The 15,405-nt window shown below is 38.4% G+C and carries 16 protein-coding genes; 14 read left to right on the forward strand and 2 right to left on the reverse strand.

Features of this window, described 5'->3' with window-relative positions; all coding sequences use genetic code 11:
• Positions 1 to 306, reverse strand: coding sequence for a hypothetical protein (locus tag QP794_RS24475; RefSeq protein WP_285079354.1), 306 nt, complete (start codon positions 304 to 306; stop codon positions 1 to 3).
• 763 nt (positions 307 to 1,069) lie between these two features.
• Positions 1,070 to 1,717: a helix-turn-helix domain-containing protein gene (locus QP794_RS24480; RefSeq protein WP_285079355.1), complete on the reverse strand. Its 648-nt coding sequence runs from the start codon at positions 1,715 to 1,717 to the stop codon at positions 1,070 to 1,072.
• 242 nt (positions 1,718 to 1,959) lie between these two features.
• Between QP794_RS24480 and QP794_RS24485 the strand changes: the two genes are divergently transcribed.
• From QP794_RS24485 to QP794_RS24550, 14 genes are all read left to right on the forward strand, one after another.
• Complete coding sequence (locus QP794_RS24485; protein ID WP_285079356.1) at positions 1,960 to 2,574, forward strand: hypothetical protein; 615 nt, start codon at positions 1,960 to 1,962, stop codon at positions 2,572 to 2,574.
• Positions 2,575 to 2,665: 91 nt separating this feature from the next.
• Positions 2,666 to 3,142 carry a hypothetical protein gene (locus QP794_RS24490; RefSeq protein WP_285079357.1) on the forward strand — a complete coding sequence of 159 codons (477 nt, stop codon included), beginning with the start codon at positions 2,666 to 2,668 and terminating at the stop codon, positions 3,140 to 3,142.
• Positions 3,139 to 3,984, forward strand: coding sequence for a 30S ribosomal protein S1 (locus QP794_RS24495; RefSeq protein WP_285079358.1), 846 nt, complete (start codon positions 3,139 to 3,141; stop codon positions 3,982 to 3,984). The genes QP794_RS24490 and QP794_RS24495 overlap by 4 nt, the downstream gene beginning before the upstream one ends.
• 11 nt (positions 3,985 to 3,995) lie before the next feature.
• Complete coding sequence (locus tag QP794_RS24500) at positions 3,996 to 4,904, forward strand: replication-relaxation family protein (protein ID WP_285079359.1); 909 nt, start codon at positions 3,996 to 3,998, stop codon at positions 4,902 to 4,904.
• A gap of 11 nt (positions 4,905 to 4,915) precedes the next feature.
• Positions 4,916 to 6,262 (forward strand): hypothetical protein, encoded by a 1,347-nt coding sequence (locus QP794_RS24505; RefSeq protein WP_285079360.1) that lies wholly within the window; start codon positions 4,916 to 4,918, stop codon positions 6,260 to 6,262.
• A 269-nt stretch (positions 6,263 to 6,531) separates the two neighbouring features.
• Positions 6,532 to 7,314, forward strand: coding sequence for a GGDEF domain-containing protein (locus QP794_RS24510; RefSeq protein ID WP_285079361.1), 783 nt, complete (start codon positions 6,532 to 6,534; stop codon positions 7,312 to 7,314).
• Positions 7,315 to 7,385: 71 nt separating this feature from the next.
• On the forward strand, positions 7,386 to 8,387 hold the full coding sequence (locus tag QP794_RS24515) for an SAF domain-containing protein (protein WP_285079362.1): 1,002 nt from the start codon (positions 7,386 to 7,388) through the stop codon (positions 8,385 to 8,387).
• Positions 8,384 to 9,058: a hypothetical protein gene (locus QP794_RS24520; RefSeq protein WP_285079363.1), complete on the forward strand. Its 675-nt coding sequence runs from the start codon at positions 8,384 to 8,386 to the stop codon at positions 9,056 to 9,058. The genes QP794_RS24515 and QP794_RS24520 overlap by 4 nt, the downstream gene beginning before the upstream one ends.
• A gap of 3 nt (positions 9,059 to 9,061) precedes the next feature.
• Positions 9,062 to 9,901 carry a CpaE/TadZ family protein gene (locus tag QP794_RS24525; protein ID WP_285079364.1) on the forward strand — a complete coding sequence of 280 codons (840 nt, stop codon included), beginning with the start codon at positions 9,062 to 9,064 and terminating at the stop codon, positions 9,899 to 9,901.
• A gap of 4 nt (positions 9,902 to 9,905) precedes the next feature.
• Entirely contained in the window at positions 9,906 to 11,762 is a 1,857-nt protein-coding gene (locus QP794_RS24530) for an ATPase, T2SS/T4P/T4SS family (protein WP_285079365.1), read from the forward strand.
• 3 nt (positions 11,763 to 11,765) lie between these two features.
• Complete coding sequence (locus QP794_RS24535; protein ID WP_285079366.1) at positions 11,766 to 13,838, forward strand: hypothetical protein; 2,073 nt, start codon at positions 11,766 to 11,768, stop codon at positions 13,836 to 13,838.
• Positions 13,839 to 13,857: 19 nt separating this feature from the next.
• Entirely contained in the window at positions 13,858 to 14,319 is a 462-nt protein-coding gene (locus QP794_RS24540) for an ABC transporter permease (RefSeq protein WP_285079367.1), read from the forward strand.
• 64 nt (positions 14,320 to 14,383) lie between these two features.
• Positions 14,384 to 14,761 (forward strand): hypothetical protein, encoded by a 378-nt coding sequence (locus QP794_RS24545; RefSeq protein ID WP_285079368.1) that lies wholly within the window; start codon positions 14,384 to 14,386, stop codon positions 14,759 to 14,761.
• Between the two features lie 95 nt (positions 14,762 to 14,856).
• Positions 14,857 to 15,336, forward strand: a complete 480-nt coding sequence (locus QP794_RS24550; RefSeq protein ID WP_285079369.1) for a hypothetical protein — start codon at positions 14,857 to 14,859, stop codon at positions 15,334 to 15,336.
• The last annotated feature ends 69 nt before the right edge of the window (positions 15,337 to 15,405 follow it).

Genomic DNA, 15,405 nt, shown 5'->3' on the forward strand with positions numbered 1-15,405 from the left:
TTATTTTTCTTCATTAAGGGTTGTTATAATATCATTAAACTCTTCAAAACAAAGTTTTCCTAATGATGTTAAACTATAAACTTTTTGACGACCACTTGTGTTGTAAGAAACTAACCCTAAGGATTCAGCCCATATTAAAGCAGCATTCAATTCTCCTCTACGTACGCGAGCATTTAAAGAGAGATCGTCCTTATTGAAATCTGCTTGATTAAGTGTTTGTAGAATTAATTTTGTTCCATTTGGTAATTGACTTATCATACTTTGAAGATAAGTTTTTAATGGGGTATTAAAATCATAGGCGCTCATCGGAACAGTCCTTTCAAGGTATTATAGTATATATATTAGCACATTATTTAATCAAGCAATATATATATATTATAGTTCCCTTATACCATTATCCATAAAATGTTTATATAAAAAGTTATGAAAATTGTACTAAAAATAAATTTTAAACCAATTTACTAAATTCAAGGAGATACTTCTTATGCATTTCAAGGTTTTTGAATTGTTTTTACATTATTTAAAATATGCAACTGAGACAACAACTTTAATGATACTTGGTGTTTTCTCATTTGGAAGGTTTAATGCAACAAAATATATTCTATGTTCTGTCTTTGCGTCATTTTTGATAATCATCTCTAATGTAATGTTTCCAAGCTTCTCAGTACTAATAATTGTCGTTATAAGTTGTGTGTATCGGTATATGTTTAAAGTGAAAATGATTTATGCATTAATTATATCCATCTTTTTGAATCAATTGAGTTTTCTTTTGTAAAGCATTATTAGTGTTATTATTGCCTGGTGCTAGTGAATTATTCATAAGCAGTTTTGGATCACTAATTTTATTTATAATGACATTAATAATTGTTAAACACAAAGTTCAATTCACATTTTTACGCAGCGAGTTTACTTACTATAGGAATTTTAAATTACTAGTTATGTGTACGATTATAATATGTACACTCGAATTTATGTTAAAGTATTTACCAATCTATGAAGCTCATGGGACGATTGTATCGTTAACATGCATTGTTTTTACCATGTATCTATCTCTGCATTTAGAATTTTCTTAATTTGAACTATCAGACACTATGTTTCGAATAACACGTTTGAAATTTTTTGTCGGGACAGAAACTACATTAGAATTTTCCATAATGGCATCTTCTATTATAGATGCAAGTTTTGATGCACGAATCCAACTAATTGATAGTGATTTACCTTCAAGATTGTGAGTAAAGTAAATCATTCCTTTCTTCTTATCAAAAAATTTTATTTTTTTTAAATTTGCATAAACCCCGCTTTGAATTCTTAAAAAATTATCGCTTTCCAATTGTTCTTCGAATTTGATAAAGTCGTGGAGTGCTAATTTCTCAGAAAGAAAGGTTGTATCTTCAAGGTGATACACCATAGTGTTGTTACAATTCACTTCAAGATACAAAACCTTTTCTAACTGAAGCTCAATAAATTCAATGTCTATCTCACTTGGTAAATGTCCTGCGATTTCCATTAATTCATAAAAAGGTACCGAGTATGCATTCGCGAATTTTTGTAGAGTTTTGGGCCTAGGTACTATTGCATTTCCACTTACACGTTTTTCTCCTAATTCTACATCCCTTATGTAGCCGTGGCTTAATTGTGTTCGTTTAGCTGCCTCTCGTAAGGAATATCCACAAGCCAGTCGTAAGTATTCTAGATACTTTCCAATGGGGTATTTCATTACCTTTCTCCTTCACTATCTAAGTATGTATATTGCCACATTATGTCCATTATAATAGATTTCTCCCAATAATAAAGAAAATACAGGTGCATACATTAAGTGCAGTACATGAAGTGTTAAAGAGCAAGAAATAATAAAAATAAAAGAATATAAATTCAATTATAATTAAGGTATAATATAATCATAATAGTTGGAAGTTATAGGAAAGTGGAGTATAATTGATTTATTGAGGGGGAATAAAAATGATCTATCCTTTATTTGATCCTTCTATTAAACCAATACAAATCACTGATTTAGAAGGTAATCTGATCCGAGTACGAACTTATGGATTAGAGTACTATAATCTTCCTAATTTGATTATGGAAGATATAAATGAGGAGTTTGAAGAGGTCTTTTACCTCATATTAAATGATATGTTTATGATGAATTTTGATATACATAAAAAATACTTTTTCAATAATGAAGAAATTCTTTTAAAGCTCGATAATGAAAAAAACCTTGTATTAACATTATGTAAATGTACAAATACACGAATAAAAACGTTTAACGACCCGATTTCAGAAGAAACTATAAAATATAAAACGATGGGTATGAGGGAAATATTTAATCATCCTGAAATTGAAATCAGCGCTTCCATACCAGAAGCAAGCGGAATCTTGGCATATGCAGCAGGAGAAGTAGAATCTGGATTTGTGTACGATACGTTATCATTTATTGAGATAGATGATGATATTTATGAATTTGAAGAACGAGAAGATCGGCTCGGGGAAAAATATTTAGTGGTAACGAAGATGAAATACAAAAAAAAATACAATACAACCTCCTTCGTGAGAAAGCAATTAAGAAGAGTAAAATAATTTACTCTTCTTTTTTTTGTTTTACTCTGGTATTCTTCTTATATATTAATTAGAATACTATATAGCTAGTATATAAGAAAGGAGAACTAGATTGAGACATGATGGACTTATCGAAGAATTAGACTTTGTTTTAACTCATCCTAGATGCGATATCCGCAATTTAGAAACCTTCTATAACAATTGTCTTTTCTCGTACGAGACGGTGCCTTTATTTTCAATTGTGACTCATATCCGGTTCAAAAGGCCTGACTTATTAAATAAATGGTCAAAAGAAAACGATCTGATACATAAAGTTAGCCAGGAACTGGATTTACTTAACGATGAAGAGATACCGTCTAAGCAAGGATTAATAATCAATGTTGATCTTACAAATGAAAAAGCTATTAACGGTTACTATCAAGTTGCATGGGAGTCAGTCAAGGACTATGAAACAATTAATGCTATGTTCCGAAAGAAACAAGTCAATGTACTTTGTGCTAGGTATGGGAAAGTGAACTTGGTTGGTTTAGTAAAAGTTGATGAGCATAAATACAATCTATATCTAAAAGTAAAGGAGCAATTAAAATGACTTTCACAGAAATGGATCCAATGAAAAAATATGAAACATCACTTCGCAGAAAACAAATTCATCAAGGAGTGGTGACTTCTATCGAAACGCACGCTCCATTTGGTAAAAGCATGCAATGTGCGATCATTGACTTAGGCGATGACCTAAAAGGAATGATTCATGAGGATCAGTTCGACAAACAACAGTTTAGATCTTTGGTAGGATTTATTGATCACACAGTGGATTTTATGGTGCTAGATCCCAAAAAGCATGGAATAGATACTGAGAACATACAAGTTTTTGACCGTGAAAAAGGTATCGTTCTCCTTTCAAGAGTCCAAGCATTAGAGGAATTACAAGAAGAGTTCTGGGATACTGCTGAAGAAGATCATGTCTGCACAGGCACAGTATCAGGTTTTGAAGAAGAGCGGATATATCTCATGGTAAAAGGAGTAGTTTGTATCCTACCAATTTCAGATTATGAATATGATTGGACTCCATCAGGTAAAAACTTGCTTCCATTGGGTGCACAGGTCACAGTTAAAATCAAAAAAATCGATAGAGAAAAGAAACGAGTTAATGTAACAAGAAAAGAGCTGCTAGAAGATCCGTGGAACCGGGTAAGAGATCGGTTTAAGCAAGGTGACTTTCATCGAGGAGTCATCACAAGTATCGTGGAGAATACCGGCATATTCATTAAATTATGTCCAGGCGTTGAGTCATTAGCCTGGTTTCCAAAAAGAGTGCCTTCTCATGGAGAACTTATTGGAAAAACGGTTTCTGTTTTGATTGGAAAAGTAGATCCGGAAGCAAGAAAAATCAAGTCTAAAATCGTACATTTTCCCCATGAAATCATGGGGTAGGAGGCATTTAGATGGAGCATATGGTATCTCCGTTAATCAACCCAGAAGAAGCGAAGGTACCTACATATCCACTCCTTGATGATCCTTACAGTTATGTGGCTGAGATATATGCACTAACTAAACATCAATACTATTACATTGAACGGAAGATTGAACAAGGGTGGATTACAAGTAGGGATATAGCTATAGTTCGTTTTGTTTTTGTACACCGGTGGGTTACCTTATCACAAATTGATCGTATTTTTTTTCCTGAAGCGGAGAGAGAGAATACAGCAAGAACCCGTATGAAAAAATTACTTAAATATGGCTTGCTCAGAAAAATTAAATGGACAAGCTACTCAACAGTAACTGAGACCAGACCAGCCCTTTATGAAGTTGGTGCCAGCGGTGCAGATGTACTAAAATTTCGATTTGCTATGTTCCTGGGACAAAGAGATCCAAGGCATTCTAAACCTACAACAATGTTATTTCGAATGAAATATGTTGCTGTTAATGAGTTATATCTTCAAATGAGAGAAGAATTCAATCTGGTTCACTTTGAATTTCATCCTATATTGAAAAATAATGACGATCAACAGGTTCCTACTGCACGGTTTTCATTAAAGAATCCATCTGGGAAAGAAGTAGATTTTGTTCTCGTCTGTCACAGAGAAGATGAAAATTGGCTAAAAACAATTCGCTATCAGGCAATGTTTTATGCTGCATATAAGACTGTAAATCGCTCATTGAATTTGTTGGTTCAAGTATCAACTTATGAAAAAGCTAAGATGGCAAACAATGTATTTAGTCAAGAAGGAGTGGAGTCGGCTTGGTATATAACAGATGATGATCTTTTTGATAAAACTAAAAACATTGCACAAAGTTTTAGCTCTATTGATGATGAGGGCAATCGTACTTACTACGATCTTGGAACACGTTAGGTGGTGATTTAATGAATCGAATAATTATCTGTTCATCGGAAAGAGATGAATGTGATTTTCTAAAAGAAGAATTGGAGGATTTCGGGAAAGTCGTAAAAGTTGTTGAATCTTTAGACTTTTTTATATCGCAGTGGGAATCTAGCACTTCAATAAACACAATTGTTTTTTCAGAGTACGTTGTTAAAAACACCAGTTCTTTTGAAAAACTAATAAAACAAGTCAAAGCTACAAGTCCAGAAGTTCAAATGTTGTTTTTACATTTTAGAGAGATAGACGGATTCATGCAATCTCTTTCTGATTTAGGGATAATCTGCATCTCATATATTGATTTAACTCCTGGAATGATACTCACAAAACTTCAGACAGAATCAAGAAAGCAAATCACCCAAGATATTCCAGTATCTAGAAAAGAGGAGACTTCCGATAATATTGATGAAAGTTCGGGGGATACATTCTTATATACAAGGAATGAGCCAGAACCAAAGAACCTGGTGCATATGCCAGAGCAAACGGTTTCACGTGTTGAGGAAGCACCAGAAATTCTGGATGATAATCAGGAAAACACTAATTCTTCTGAGAAAATCTTAAAATCAATGATTCTAAAAGGTAAAGAATTGAGAAAAGTTTTAGAAATAAAAAAAAGTCATTCGGACATAAGGATTGAAGATTTAAATTTCGATCCACTTCTCCAAAAACGTAAAAAGGTTAGAGATCGGTTTATTGGAACAATCATAATAGCCATAACTGGGGTGGAAAAAGGGGTAGGTTGTACTCATACATCCTTGTTAATAGCGAATTATCTTGCAAAACAGAAGTTTTCTGTGGCTTTGGTTGAAGCAAACGAATCGAACGAATACAAGGAAATTGAGTCCTCATATGAAGGTGTAGACTCAGATCTATTGATTAGTAGTAGTTTTTATATTAATGGAGTACATTTTTATAAAAACCAAAACAACATCGATGTGATTCCACTTTTATCCGGTGAATATGCTTATATCGTGCTTGACCTAGGGAACTATGTTGAAACCGAGTCATACAATGAATTTCTTAGAGCAAATATTCAAATTGTCGTGGGTTCAAGTAGGGATTGGAAGCAGCATAAAATTGATGAGTTTATTGATAGCCAAATTCATTTAGACCAATCAAATTGGAGGATATGCCTACCATTATCTGAAAAACAAGATGTAAAGGATTTGAAAAAGAAATTGAGCCGACGGCAACTGTATACAGTACCATATTTCCCTGATCCGTTTGACTCTTCTGAAGCAATCGAAGATTTTATGGAAAAAATGTTGAAAATCAATCAGCAGCATAGACTATCCTTACTTAGAAAAAAAATGCTGAATGTATTTCAGTGAATGGAGGTGGTGATATTCTAACTAATACCTATGTCATCGAAGTCATTACGGCAGCAGTATTTTGGTTTGCGTTCATCCAATTGCCGAAAAGAAATACTGAAATTTACAACGGTGATTTTATTTTCGCATGTATTCACCTAATGACATTAATTTCTCTTTCTATTTATCATTTTGAACTCGTAACAGTGACGTCCGAAATCTGCTATATTTTTTATTTTTACAGACTGAATAGCATATTCCGACAACACATCTATAAGAAAGAGAAAATAATGATTGCTATTGGGTCGTTGATTCTTATACTATTCTATATTTTCACTTCACTAAATTTAAGCATTATTTTGTTGATTGTAGTAATAATCTGTGTAAGAGAGGAAGTTCGTGCAAGTACTGATCTATTATTTGGAAGTATTATACTAGGTTTGCTTACAACAATAAGTATCCTTCAGACGACCATAAATTTTACTGCCGGAGATACATATTCGGTGTTACGAGTGCTGGTGGGAATTTATTTAATAGTATGCGTGCTGAATATGTACTTGAAGATAATGAGAAGCACATATAACCGCTCGATCACAGATTCGCAAACTGGGGTATACAACCGTAATAAAATTCATCAAATCATAGAGAATTTGTGGTCAAATGAACAGGCACGTCTATCTTTAATGTATATGAGTTTGGATAATCCTATATCATTAGATTCAGAGGTTGAGGATACTGAAGATGATAAGGTTCTACATTCAGCTGCAAAAATATTAAAGAGTGAAATAGAACCATTTGGCTATGTAGGTAGACAGAAAGGACTCGAATTTCTTGCTGTAGTGAATGACTGTGATGTGCAATCCCTGGCGGAGAGTATACGAAAACGAATTACTGAAGAAGTTGTTCATACCACCAATGATGGAGTAGTAAAGCCTGTACCTATAAGTATTGGAATTTGTGAAAAGTTTGATGGTTGGAGCACAGAACGAAACATAAAATACGTGGTGAAAGCAATGGTCATGGCGAAATTAGAAGGGGTTAATCAAGTAGTACAGTTGGAAGAAGAAATATAAATTTAATATTACTATACTAATATTATAATATAATAGTATATTAATATATATTGAATGGTGGAGGATAGACAATGTCAAAGATACGATTTAGGCAGAAGAAAGTACTCATTGCAGGAGGGATTGGTGGCTTTATTGTGCTACTGATTTGTATTCTAGTTGGAATATTGTACGTTAATCACTTAACTGGAAAAATGAACGGTCAACGACAGGCTCTTGAACAGGAACTTGAACAGACTCAACAAGTGCTGAAAGAAGAAATGACTGAGGTTGAAATAGTGACCCGGGACATCCAATCAGGTGAGTCAATTCGGACCAACGATTTAGAAACACGAAAAATTCCAAAGAGTGTAATAGCCGATGAGGCAGTGCTGAGCAAAGAGCTCATTAATGGCAAAATTGCGAAAGTGGATCTTCCACAAAATTCACCAGTCACGGCTTCAGTAATCTATGAAGATGAAGTGACGACCCGGGATATCCGGAACCAAGAGTTCGGTCTGATTGAGCTTCCGATCAAGCTGAAGCAAAACGATTATGTCGATGTTCGGATTAAACTTCCGTCTGGACAAGATTACATCGTGCTCAGCAAGAAACGGGTTGAAGACCTGCAGAACGGAACCGTTTGGTATCAGATGTCCGAAAAAGAAATCCTTAATATGTCTTCAGCCATCGTAGACGCGTACATTAATGACGCAAGTATCTATGCCTTGACGTATGTTGAGCCTGGTATACAGGAGAAAGCATATACGACCTACCCGGCCAATAAGTCAGTATTGGATCTGATCGATTCCGATCCGAATATTGTTCAGAAAGCAACCACCGAACTCGAACGCCGTAATCGCGTGAAACTAGAAGAAGCTCTTAATGCAATGACTCCGCAGCAGCGGCAGGACTACAAAAGTAATCGTAACACGCAACAGACGGCTGAAGAGCAAGCTGCTGCAGAGCAAGCTGCTGCAGAGCAAACAACATATCAGCAGCAATCAAATGATCTGATGAATGAAACAAGTACAACACAACCTCAAAATACGGAAACGATTTTTAACGATCAAAATAGTGTAGGTGGGACACCATGAAGCAGATCCTATTCATTGGCGCTTATGAGAAGTCGGATATCTTGTTCTATGTAGCCAAACTTCTATCCGTAGAACATAGTGTATTAATCCTGGATGTCACGGCCCATGCAGACTACCAATACGCTTATCCTAAAGTCGAAGGACAAGACGGAGTACGGCAGCACGATCGCTTTGAAGTGATTGAGAATGCCACGCTGGAGACGTATCAGGAGCTGCAAAAAGAGAGTGAATATGATTTTGTCCTGGTTGATATCAGTCGTAAAGATGAGCTGCAGCGGTGGCCAGATGCCGATCAATATTATCTTGTCACATCGTATGACAACGCAGTAATGCAACGTAATGGTGTCCTGATGAATGCATTCTTCCAAGCGAAGAGCCAATCGGATCTGATACCCATTCACAAGTTAATTCAGGAATCAGCCGTTTTCCCAGAAGAAGTCATTCAGGAGTCGTTTACTAAACACCCGATTGATTGGAAGGAGTCTTTTATCTTCTACCCAGACGAAAGGGACTTGGAAAGCAAATATATGAATCAACATTTATCTATGATGCATACCAAGAAGCTTTCAGGCGATTTTAAATTAGCATTACAGCGCGTTACAGCCCAAATCTTAGGAATGACAGCTAAAGAGGCAAAAGGGCTCTGGAAGCAATCAGAAAGGGGAAAATAACGTATGGCAATCATATCATTTTGGGGCATACAACATGGTTTGGGCGTAACAAGCAGCACAGCTGCTGTTGCGGCACTCATCGGAATGGAGTACCAAGTACGAACGTTGGTTTCACAACCACAGTGGTCAGATAATACGCTTCAACGCATTTTTAAAAAAACAATTCAACATCAAAACCCACAGGGATTTCAAACCAGTGGAGGGCTCGATGCTCTTGAAAGAGCGGTTCGGTCAGGGAGATTCGAACGGGAGTCTGTGAAAAACAATTCGCTGATTCTAGTACCAGACCGGCTCGATATTTTGAAAGGTACAACAAAAGCAGATCGTGGGCAGTTTGACGAGGCAAGTGAAGTTATCAACCTCATCTATCAGAAGGCAACCGAATATTACGATCTGGTTCTGCTTGACTTACATAGTGGCCGAAACAGCCCGGTAGTCCTGGATGCATTAAATCAATCAGATCTGATTGTCGTGTGCTTATCCCAAAACATCAACGTGCTGGAACGATTCTTCTTGCAGCACGAACAGCAACCTGAAGCTTTTCAGAATAAGCCATTCGTGATCCTGCTCAGTCAGTATGATGAGGATTCAAAATTCAAAGTTAAAAATATCTGCAACAAGTATCGGTACAAAGGGCCAGTATTCACAATGCCGTATAATACCAGCTTTAAAGATCACAGTAATGATGGCGATATTCAGGCATTTTTCCGGAGAAACCAGCAGCTGATGAAGTTTCATCCAAATCGATACTTCATTGAAGAATCACGCAAATTAGCGTTGCACATCTTGAACGAATCGGGAATCAACACCCAGGTTAAGCAAATCTCAGGAAAAGGAGCATGAATAGATGGACTCATCAATCATTTTCAATATTCTGTTCATTGCTCTTATCATATCTGGATTAATCGGGTTGATCCTTTACTTTCTTTGGAAGAAACCAAAACGCCCCAAGGCAGATTCGGTCCAGGCTCAAGCAGAAAAATACTCTATTCCAATACTGGTTGAGTATACGAAAGTCATGATTAACGAATTCATTAACACCAACTTAATGGATATGGGACTGTCTGGAGAGGAGTATGAGCGCCGGCAAGCCGTGGTCAATGAACTTAGAAACGCAATGCGAAACGCCATCTCCGGTGAAATTCGGGACAAGCTTTATTTGAAAGAACACATTGAGGCTATTTTGGAACACGATTATGGACTCAATGAAAAAAATATTGACTTAGTAATTCCATTTAATCAACCAGACCGTTTAACTTCTCAGGATCGATTCGACATCCTCATGAATCATTTTAAAAAGAAACATGGTTACAAAGCACTGACTTTCATGATCGAGAAGCATAAATTGGGCTTGCTTAAACGGATTATCGAGGGTGGGAAATCGGAGTCCTACGTAATTACTGAAGAGGAGATCCAAGCTGTTTATCGTAAAGAAATCCGCGGACTCGACTTCAAAGATAAGCTCGATGTCATCGTTCAACGGGTGTACCAGTTATACAAAGGCTTCGGTGTTACAGATGAGATCAGGGACATGAACATTGATGGTTTGTCTGGTGGGGTCTCAGGAGCCCCAAGCAAGATGACAACAGTGGAACATGTTGCTGAGTTGGTGGGGCAAATGCGCAGCAGTAAACGTGGAAATAACTCTGTGTGGATTTTCTATAAAGGTAAGACGATTCACCTTTCATTTTTGGAATTTGAAACAGACTTAGAGCTCAAGCGTGTAGCTCAAAATATTTACAAGCACAACAGCCCTGGCCCGTTAACCGAGACATCCGGTTTTGTAGTCAACGATATGGCAGACGGATCCCGGGTCGTGGTTGTCCGGCCACCATTCGCAGAAAGTTGGGCTTTCTGGGTTCGGAAATTCGATATTCCGAATCTATCGATTGAAAATCTGATTCCGGATACTCATGAACAAGCCGATTTAGCAAGGAACATGATCAAAAATCTGATGAAAGGTGCCCAGACCACTGCATACACCGGTAAGACGGGTGCTGGTAAAACCTCTCTCATGATGACGAGTATCGGGTTCATGTATGCCTTCCTAAATCTGAGAACCGTCGAATTGATTTTTGAGCTTAATTTGCGGCAGCTGTACCCAGAACGAAATTCGATCGCGTTTCGAGAGCTTCCGACCATACCTGGACAAGAAGCGCTCAACTTGAATAAGAAGACGGACACGGACGTCAGTATCTTAGGTGAGGTTGCCAGCCAATCGGTAGCGACCTGGATGATTCAGATGACACAAGTTGGTAGTTTGTTCACAATCTTCTCGCATCACGCGGTGACCACACGACAACTGATCAAATGGTTCCGAGATGCACTTCTGGCCATGCAAATTATGCAAGACGAGCGTTTGGCGGAAGAGCAAGTGGCAGAAGCCATCAAGTGGGATATTCATGTGACCAGGGATCAACAAGGGAATCGCTATATTGAACGCATCACGGAAATTACCCTTGTCCAATACGATGAATCTTTCTTTGAGAACACCAATGATTATGAACAATTGATGAAAGAAAGCATCCGCAGAAAACACGGACCACTTTGGAAAGAGAGAAACATTTTGGAGTACAGGGACGGCGGCTATGTAGCGGTCAATCCGATCTCTCCAGATCGAATTCAAGAAATGAGAGGAAACATGTTGGCGGAAGATCAGATCGCCTTTGATGCATTCATCAGTAAACATTGGGGAGGGAACTAATACATGAAAATTTTGTTTATCATTCTCCTCTCCATCTCGGCTATTTCAGCTATTCCGTTGATCTTCTATTTCGTAAAGTCCAAAAGGGATCAGAAGAAATCCGTTGATATGTTTCACGCAAGCCGTGTTCAAAAACGAACAAATGCCAAAATGATGGTGTTTTATCAAAAATCATATGATCGGTTCTCCAATATACCCATTCTTCGTAACCAACTTACCAGCATCCGCAAAAGGTTATCGCTGATCAATACGTATGATGAATTCACTATTCGTAAAGAAACCATGCGAATTACGTTTTGGATTCTCGGCTCCATCTTTGTCGGTATTACGGTCATTGCCATTGTGAGCTGGAATCTGATTGCGATCATGATTGCGATTGCTGTTGCCATTGTCGCTAACGGCATGTTGATTACAGTATTTGTAAACAAAGTTGAGGATCGATTACTCAAACAGTTTGCGGATTTTTTGGAAGAAAATCGTCATGAATATCAAGAGTCACGGCGGGTGGACGATGCCATGTATGATGCAGCTCAGATTGCGCCTCATACAATCAAGCTGCAGGCCGAAAAGATCCATGAAGTTATTTCTTCGGAGGATCCACAACGCAAACTGAGTGAATATTATGCGGTTGCGCCAAATAGGTACTTGAAAATCTTTGCTGGGGTGGCCCACATGGTCATGGAGTATGGTGATAAGCCTCTGGCCAAAGGTTCCATGTACCTGGGGACCATTACTAAATTCGTACAGCAAATTAGATATGATCTGCTTCGCAGAAGGCTATTGAATTACAAATTACAAGGATTGACCATGATCGCACTATCACCGATTTTGTTATCCTTTCCAGTCCGAAAGTGGTCCGAAACCTATTTTCCGATAACTGCAGATTTTTACAGCAGCCGGATCGGATACATTATCTTAATTCTCATTTTTGCTTCATCCATTATCAGTTACATGTTCATCCGAAAAGTCGGCGAGCTGGATGAGGACAAAATGAAAGGCTCTTCTACCGAGAAACAATGGGAAAAGAAAGTCTATTCCTGGCCATGGGTAAAGGCGGTTGTTGATCGGATGGTTCCCGAGCGTCACACCAGAGCCCATTACAAACTAACAAGGCTTCTAAAAGAATCAAACTCGCCACTAACAAAAGAGTGGTTTTATATACAACGATTGACGGTGGGTTTGGCCAGTTTTATCACCGTTGTCATCCTGTGCGTTTTCTTACACTACAATGCCATTCATCAAATTATGACGAACCCAACAGCTGGACAACAAAATGTGATGGGGACGTTATCAGGAGATGAACTACTAGATGCGAATCGAAGAACAGCAGCTGACAACGATATAATGAACCATTTCAAGGAGGTGGACGTAAATTTCAGGGAACTGAAGGATCAGTCTAGGGAGGACCTGGTTCAGATCATTCAGTCAAAGACCGGCATAAACATGAACGCAGCTGAGCTTGAACAGGCAACGGAGCGGATCCTTACAAAAATGGAATCGATTCAGAGCGAGTATTTCAAATGGTGGGAGTTATTAATAGCTATCGGAGTTGCGATTATCGCCTATTACATACCGCTATGGATTCTCTTATTTAAGCGGCGCATGCGGGCGATGGAGATGCAAAATGAGGTGGATCAGTTCCATACGTTAATTTCAATCCTCATGCAGTTCGATCGGATGTCGGTAGATACCGTACTGGAATGGATGGAACGCTTCAGCGTCATCTTCAAGACACCTTTACGCCGAGCTGTACTGAACTATGAAAGTGGCGCAGAGCAAGCATTGCAGGCTTTGCGGGAAGAAGCACCTTTTGAATCCTTTGATCGGATCGTCAAACGCTTAATCCGTGCCAGTGAAAAAGTCTCGGTCGCGGAATCATTTGCTGACCTAGAAATGGAGCAAGAATACTATGCGAAGGATAAAGAGGATAAGCTTACCCGACTGATTTCGCAAAAAGCAATCTTGGGCCAAGCCATAGGCTTTGTTCCAACAACAATACTGATCTTCTTATACTTAGTTTTCCCAATGCTCTACATGACATTACAGAGCATGTCATCCGTTAACCAAATTTTATAGAAAAGGGAGAATCACATCAATGCTTGAGAATGTACCAACGTGGCTAAAGGTCACCGGAGGAATCTTTTTAACTGTACTGTTAATCACTTTTGTTGTCGGTTTCGTCATGTTCGCGATGGACAAGAGCCAAGAAGGTAGAGAAGAAGTTACAGGTGTCTTCAATAACCTGACTGATGCTAAATACACCATGTATTCAAGAGGACCTAACTCTGGCAGCGAAGTAATTAATGCCATTCGTCAATATTCATCTAGACCTCAATTCGGAATCAAAGTCATCACAGGTAAAGGTGACACTTCTTTCTACGGAAACACATTCCAAGAAGATGGAACTGTCTCAACGACGAACAAAATTACGGATTATAGTAAGGCGGAAGATCCAAGCTCTCCCGCATACATCAACCTTTCTGGCAATTTCGAACCGAAAATCGTTCGAGATGCTAATTCAGTAGTAGTCGGCCTCATCTTCACACAACGGAAGTAAAGAACTTCAAGAGCTCCCCTTCTCAGTAGAACAAGAAGGGGAGCTCAAGAAAGGAGAGATACCATTGAATGAAAGTGTAAGTGACTATTTCTATTACGCTGCGTGGATCATGCTTTTCTTAATTGCCTTGGGAACAGCATCAACTGATCTCAGCATCCAGCAACGAGCGCAACAGTCCATGCAAGAAGCGGCCACCGTCGACCACAGATTATTTACCACGTTTGGTTCGGTCGAAGAAGAGACGTACAGTGGTGCAGAAGTGCTGCAAAGCATACAGCGCATTCAAGACATTAGGGCGAACATCCAAGTCGAGGGAGTCACTTTCCAGCAGACGTTGGATATCGACAGTGCAGACGTATCTATGATTAATCTACGCAAGACGTACAACGTGCAGTATGTGCGAGACGCGAGTGGGACAGTAACAACCATTATTTTCACATAAGGAGGAGGGCATGATTGAATGGTTCCGCATTTTCAAAGATCTTTGCATCATTTCTAGCCATCATACTCTTGTTTATTTATCCCCTATATCAAAGCATGGAACGACAGGATGACCGATCGCAAATGGTTGTTCAAAAGTCAGTTACCCGGTTTGTAGATGCTGTACGAACCAAAGGATATGTGACACCAATCATGTATAGGCAATTTAATGAAGAAATAGCGGCTACCGGAAACGTATTTGATATCGAAATGGTTCACGAACACAAGCTTTACATTCCTGTATATCGGGATCCGGCAAACCCAAGCACGTTTGAAGGCAAATATATCACCGATTTTAGTAATTTCTACACGGACGACATCATGAAGGTCATGTTTCCCGATACAATAGAGTCTGATCAGAGTGAAACCAGACGATATCATTTGGAAGTTGGCGATTTCTTCACAGTAACGATTAAGAACAAAAATCGAACGCCGGCAACGCATATGCAAGATATGTTACTGGCCGGAAGCACAGGTGATAACACCAAAATTTTTGTACCTTACGGTGGGATGGTAATCAATGAAGACGACGTGTGACTTGTTCCGCTATAACCGAACAATTCGGGAAAAGCGGGGACTTAACTAAATAAGTCCAACTTTGCGACC

Origin of the sequence: Paenibacillus sp. UMB7766-LJ446 (assembly GCF_030226665.1) — a bacterium.
In the GTDB taxonomy this organism is placed as follows: Bacteria; Bacillota; Bacilli; order Paenibacillales; family Paenibacillaceae; genus Paenibacillus; species Paenibacillus vandeheii.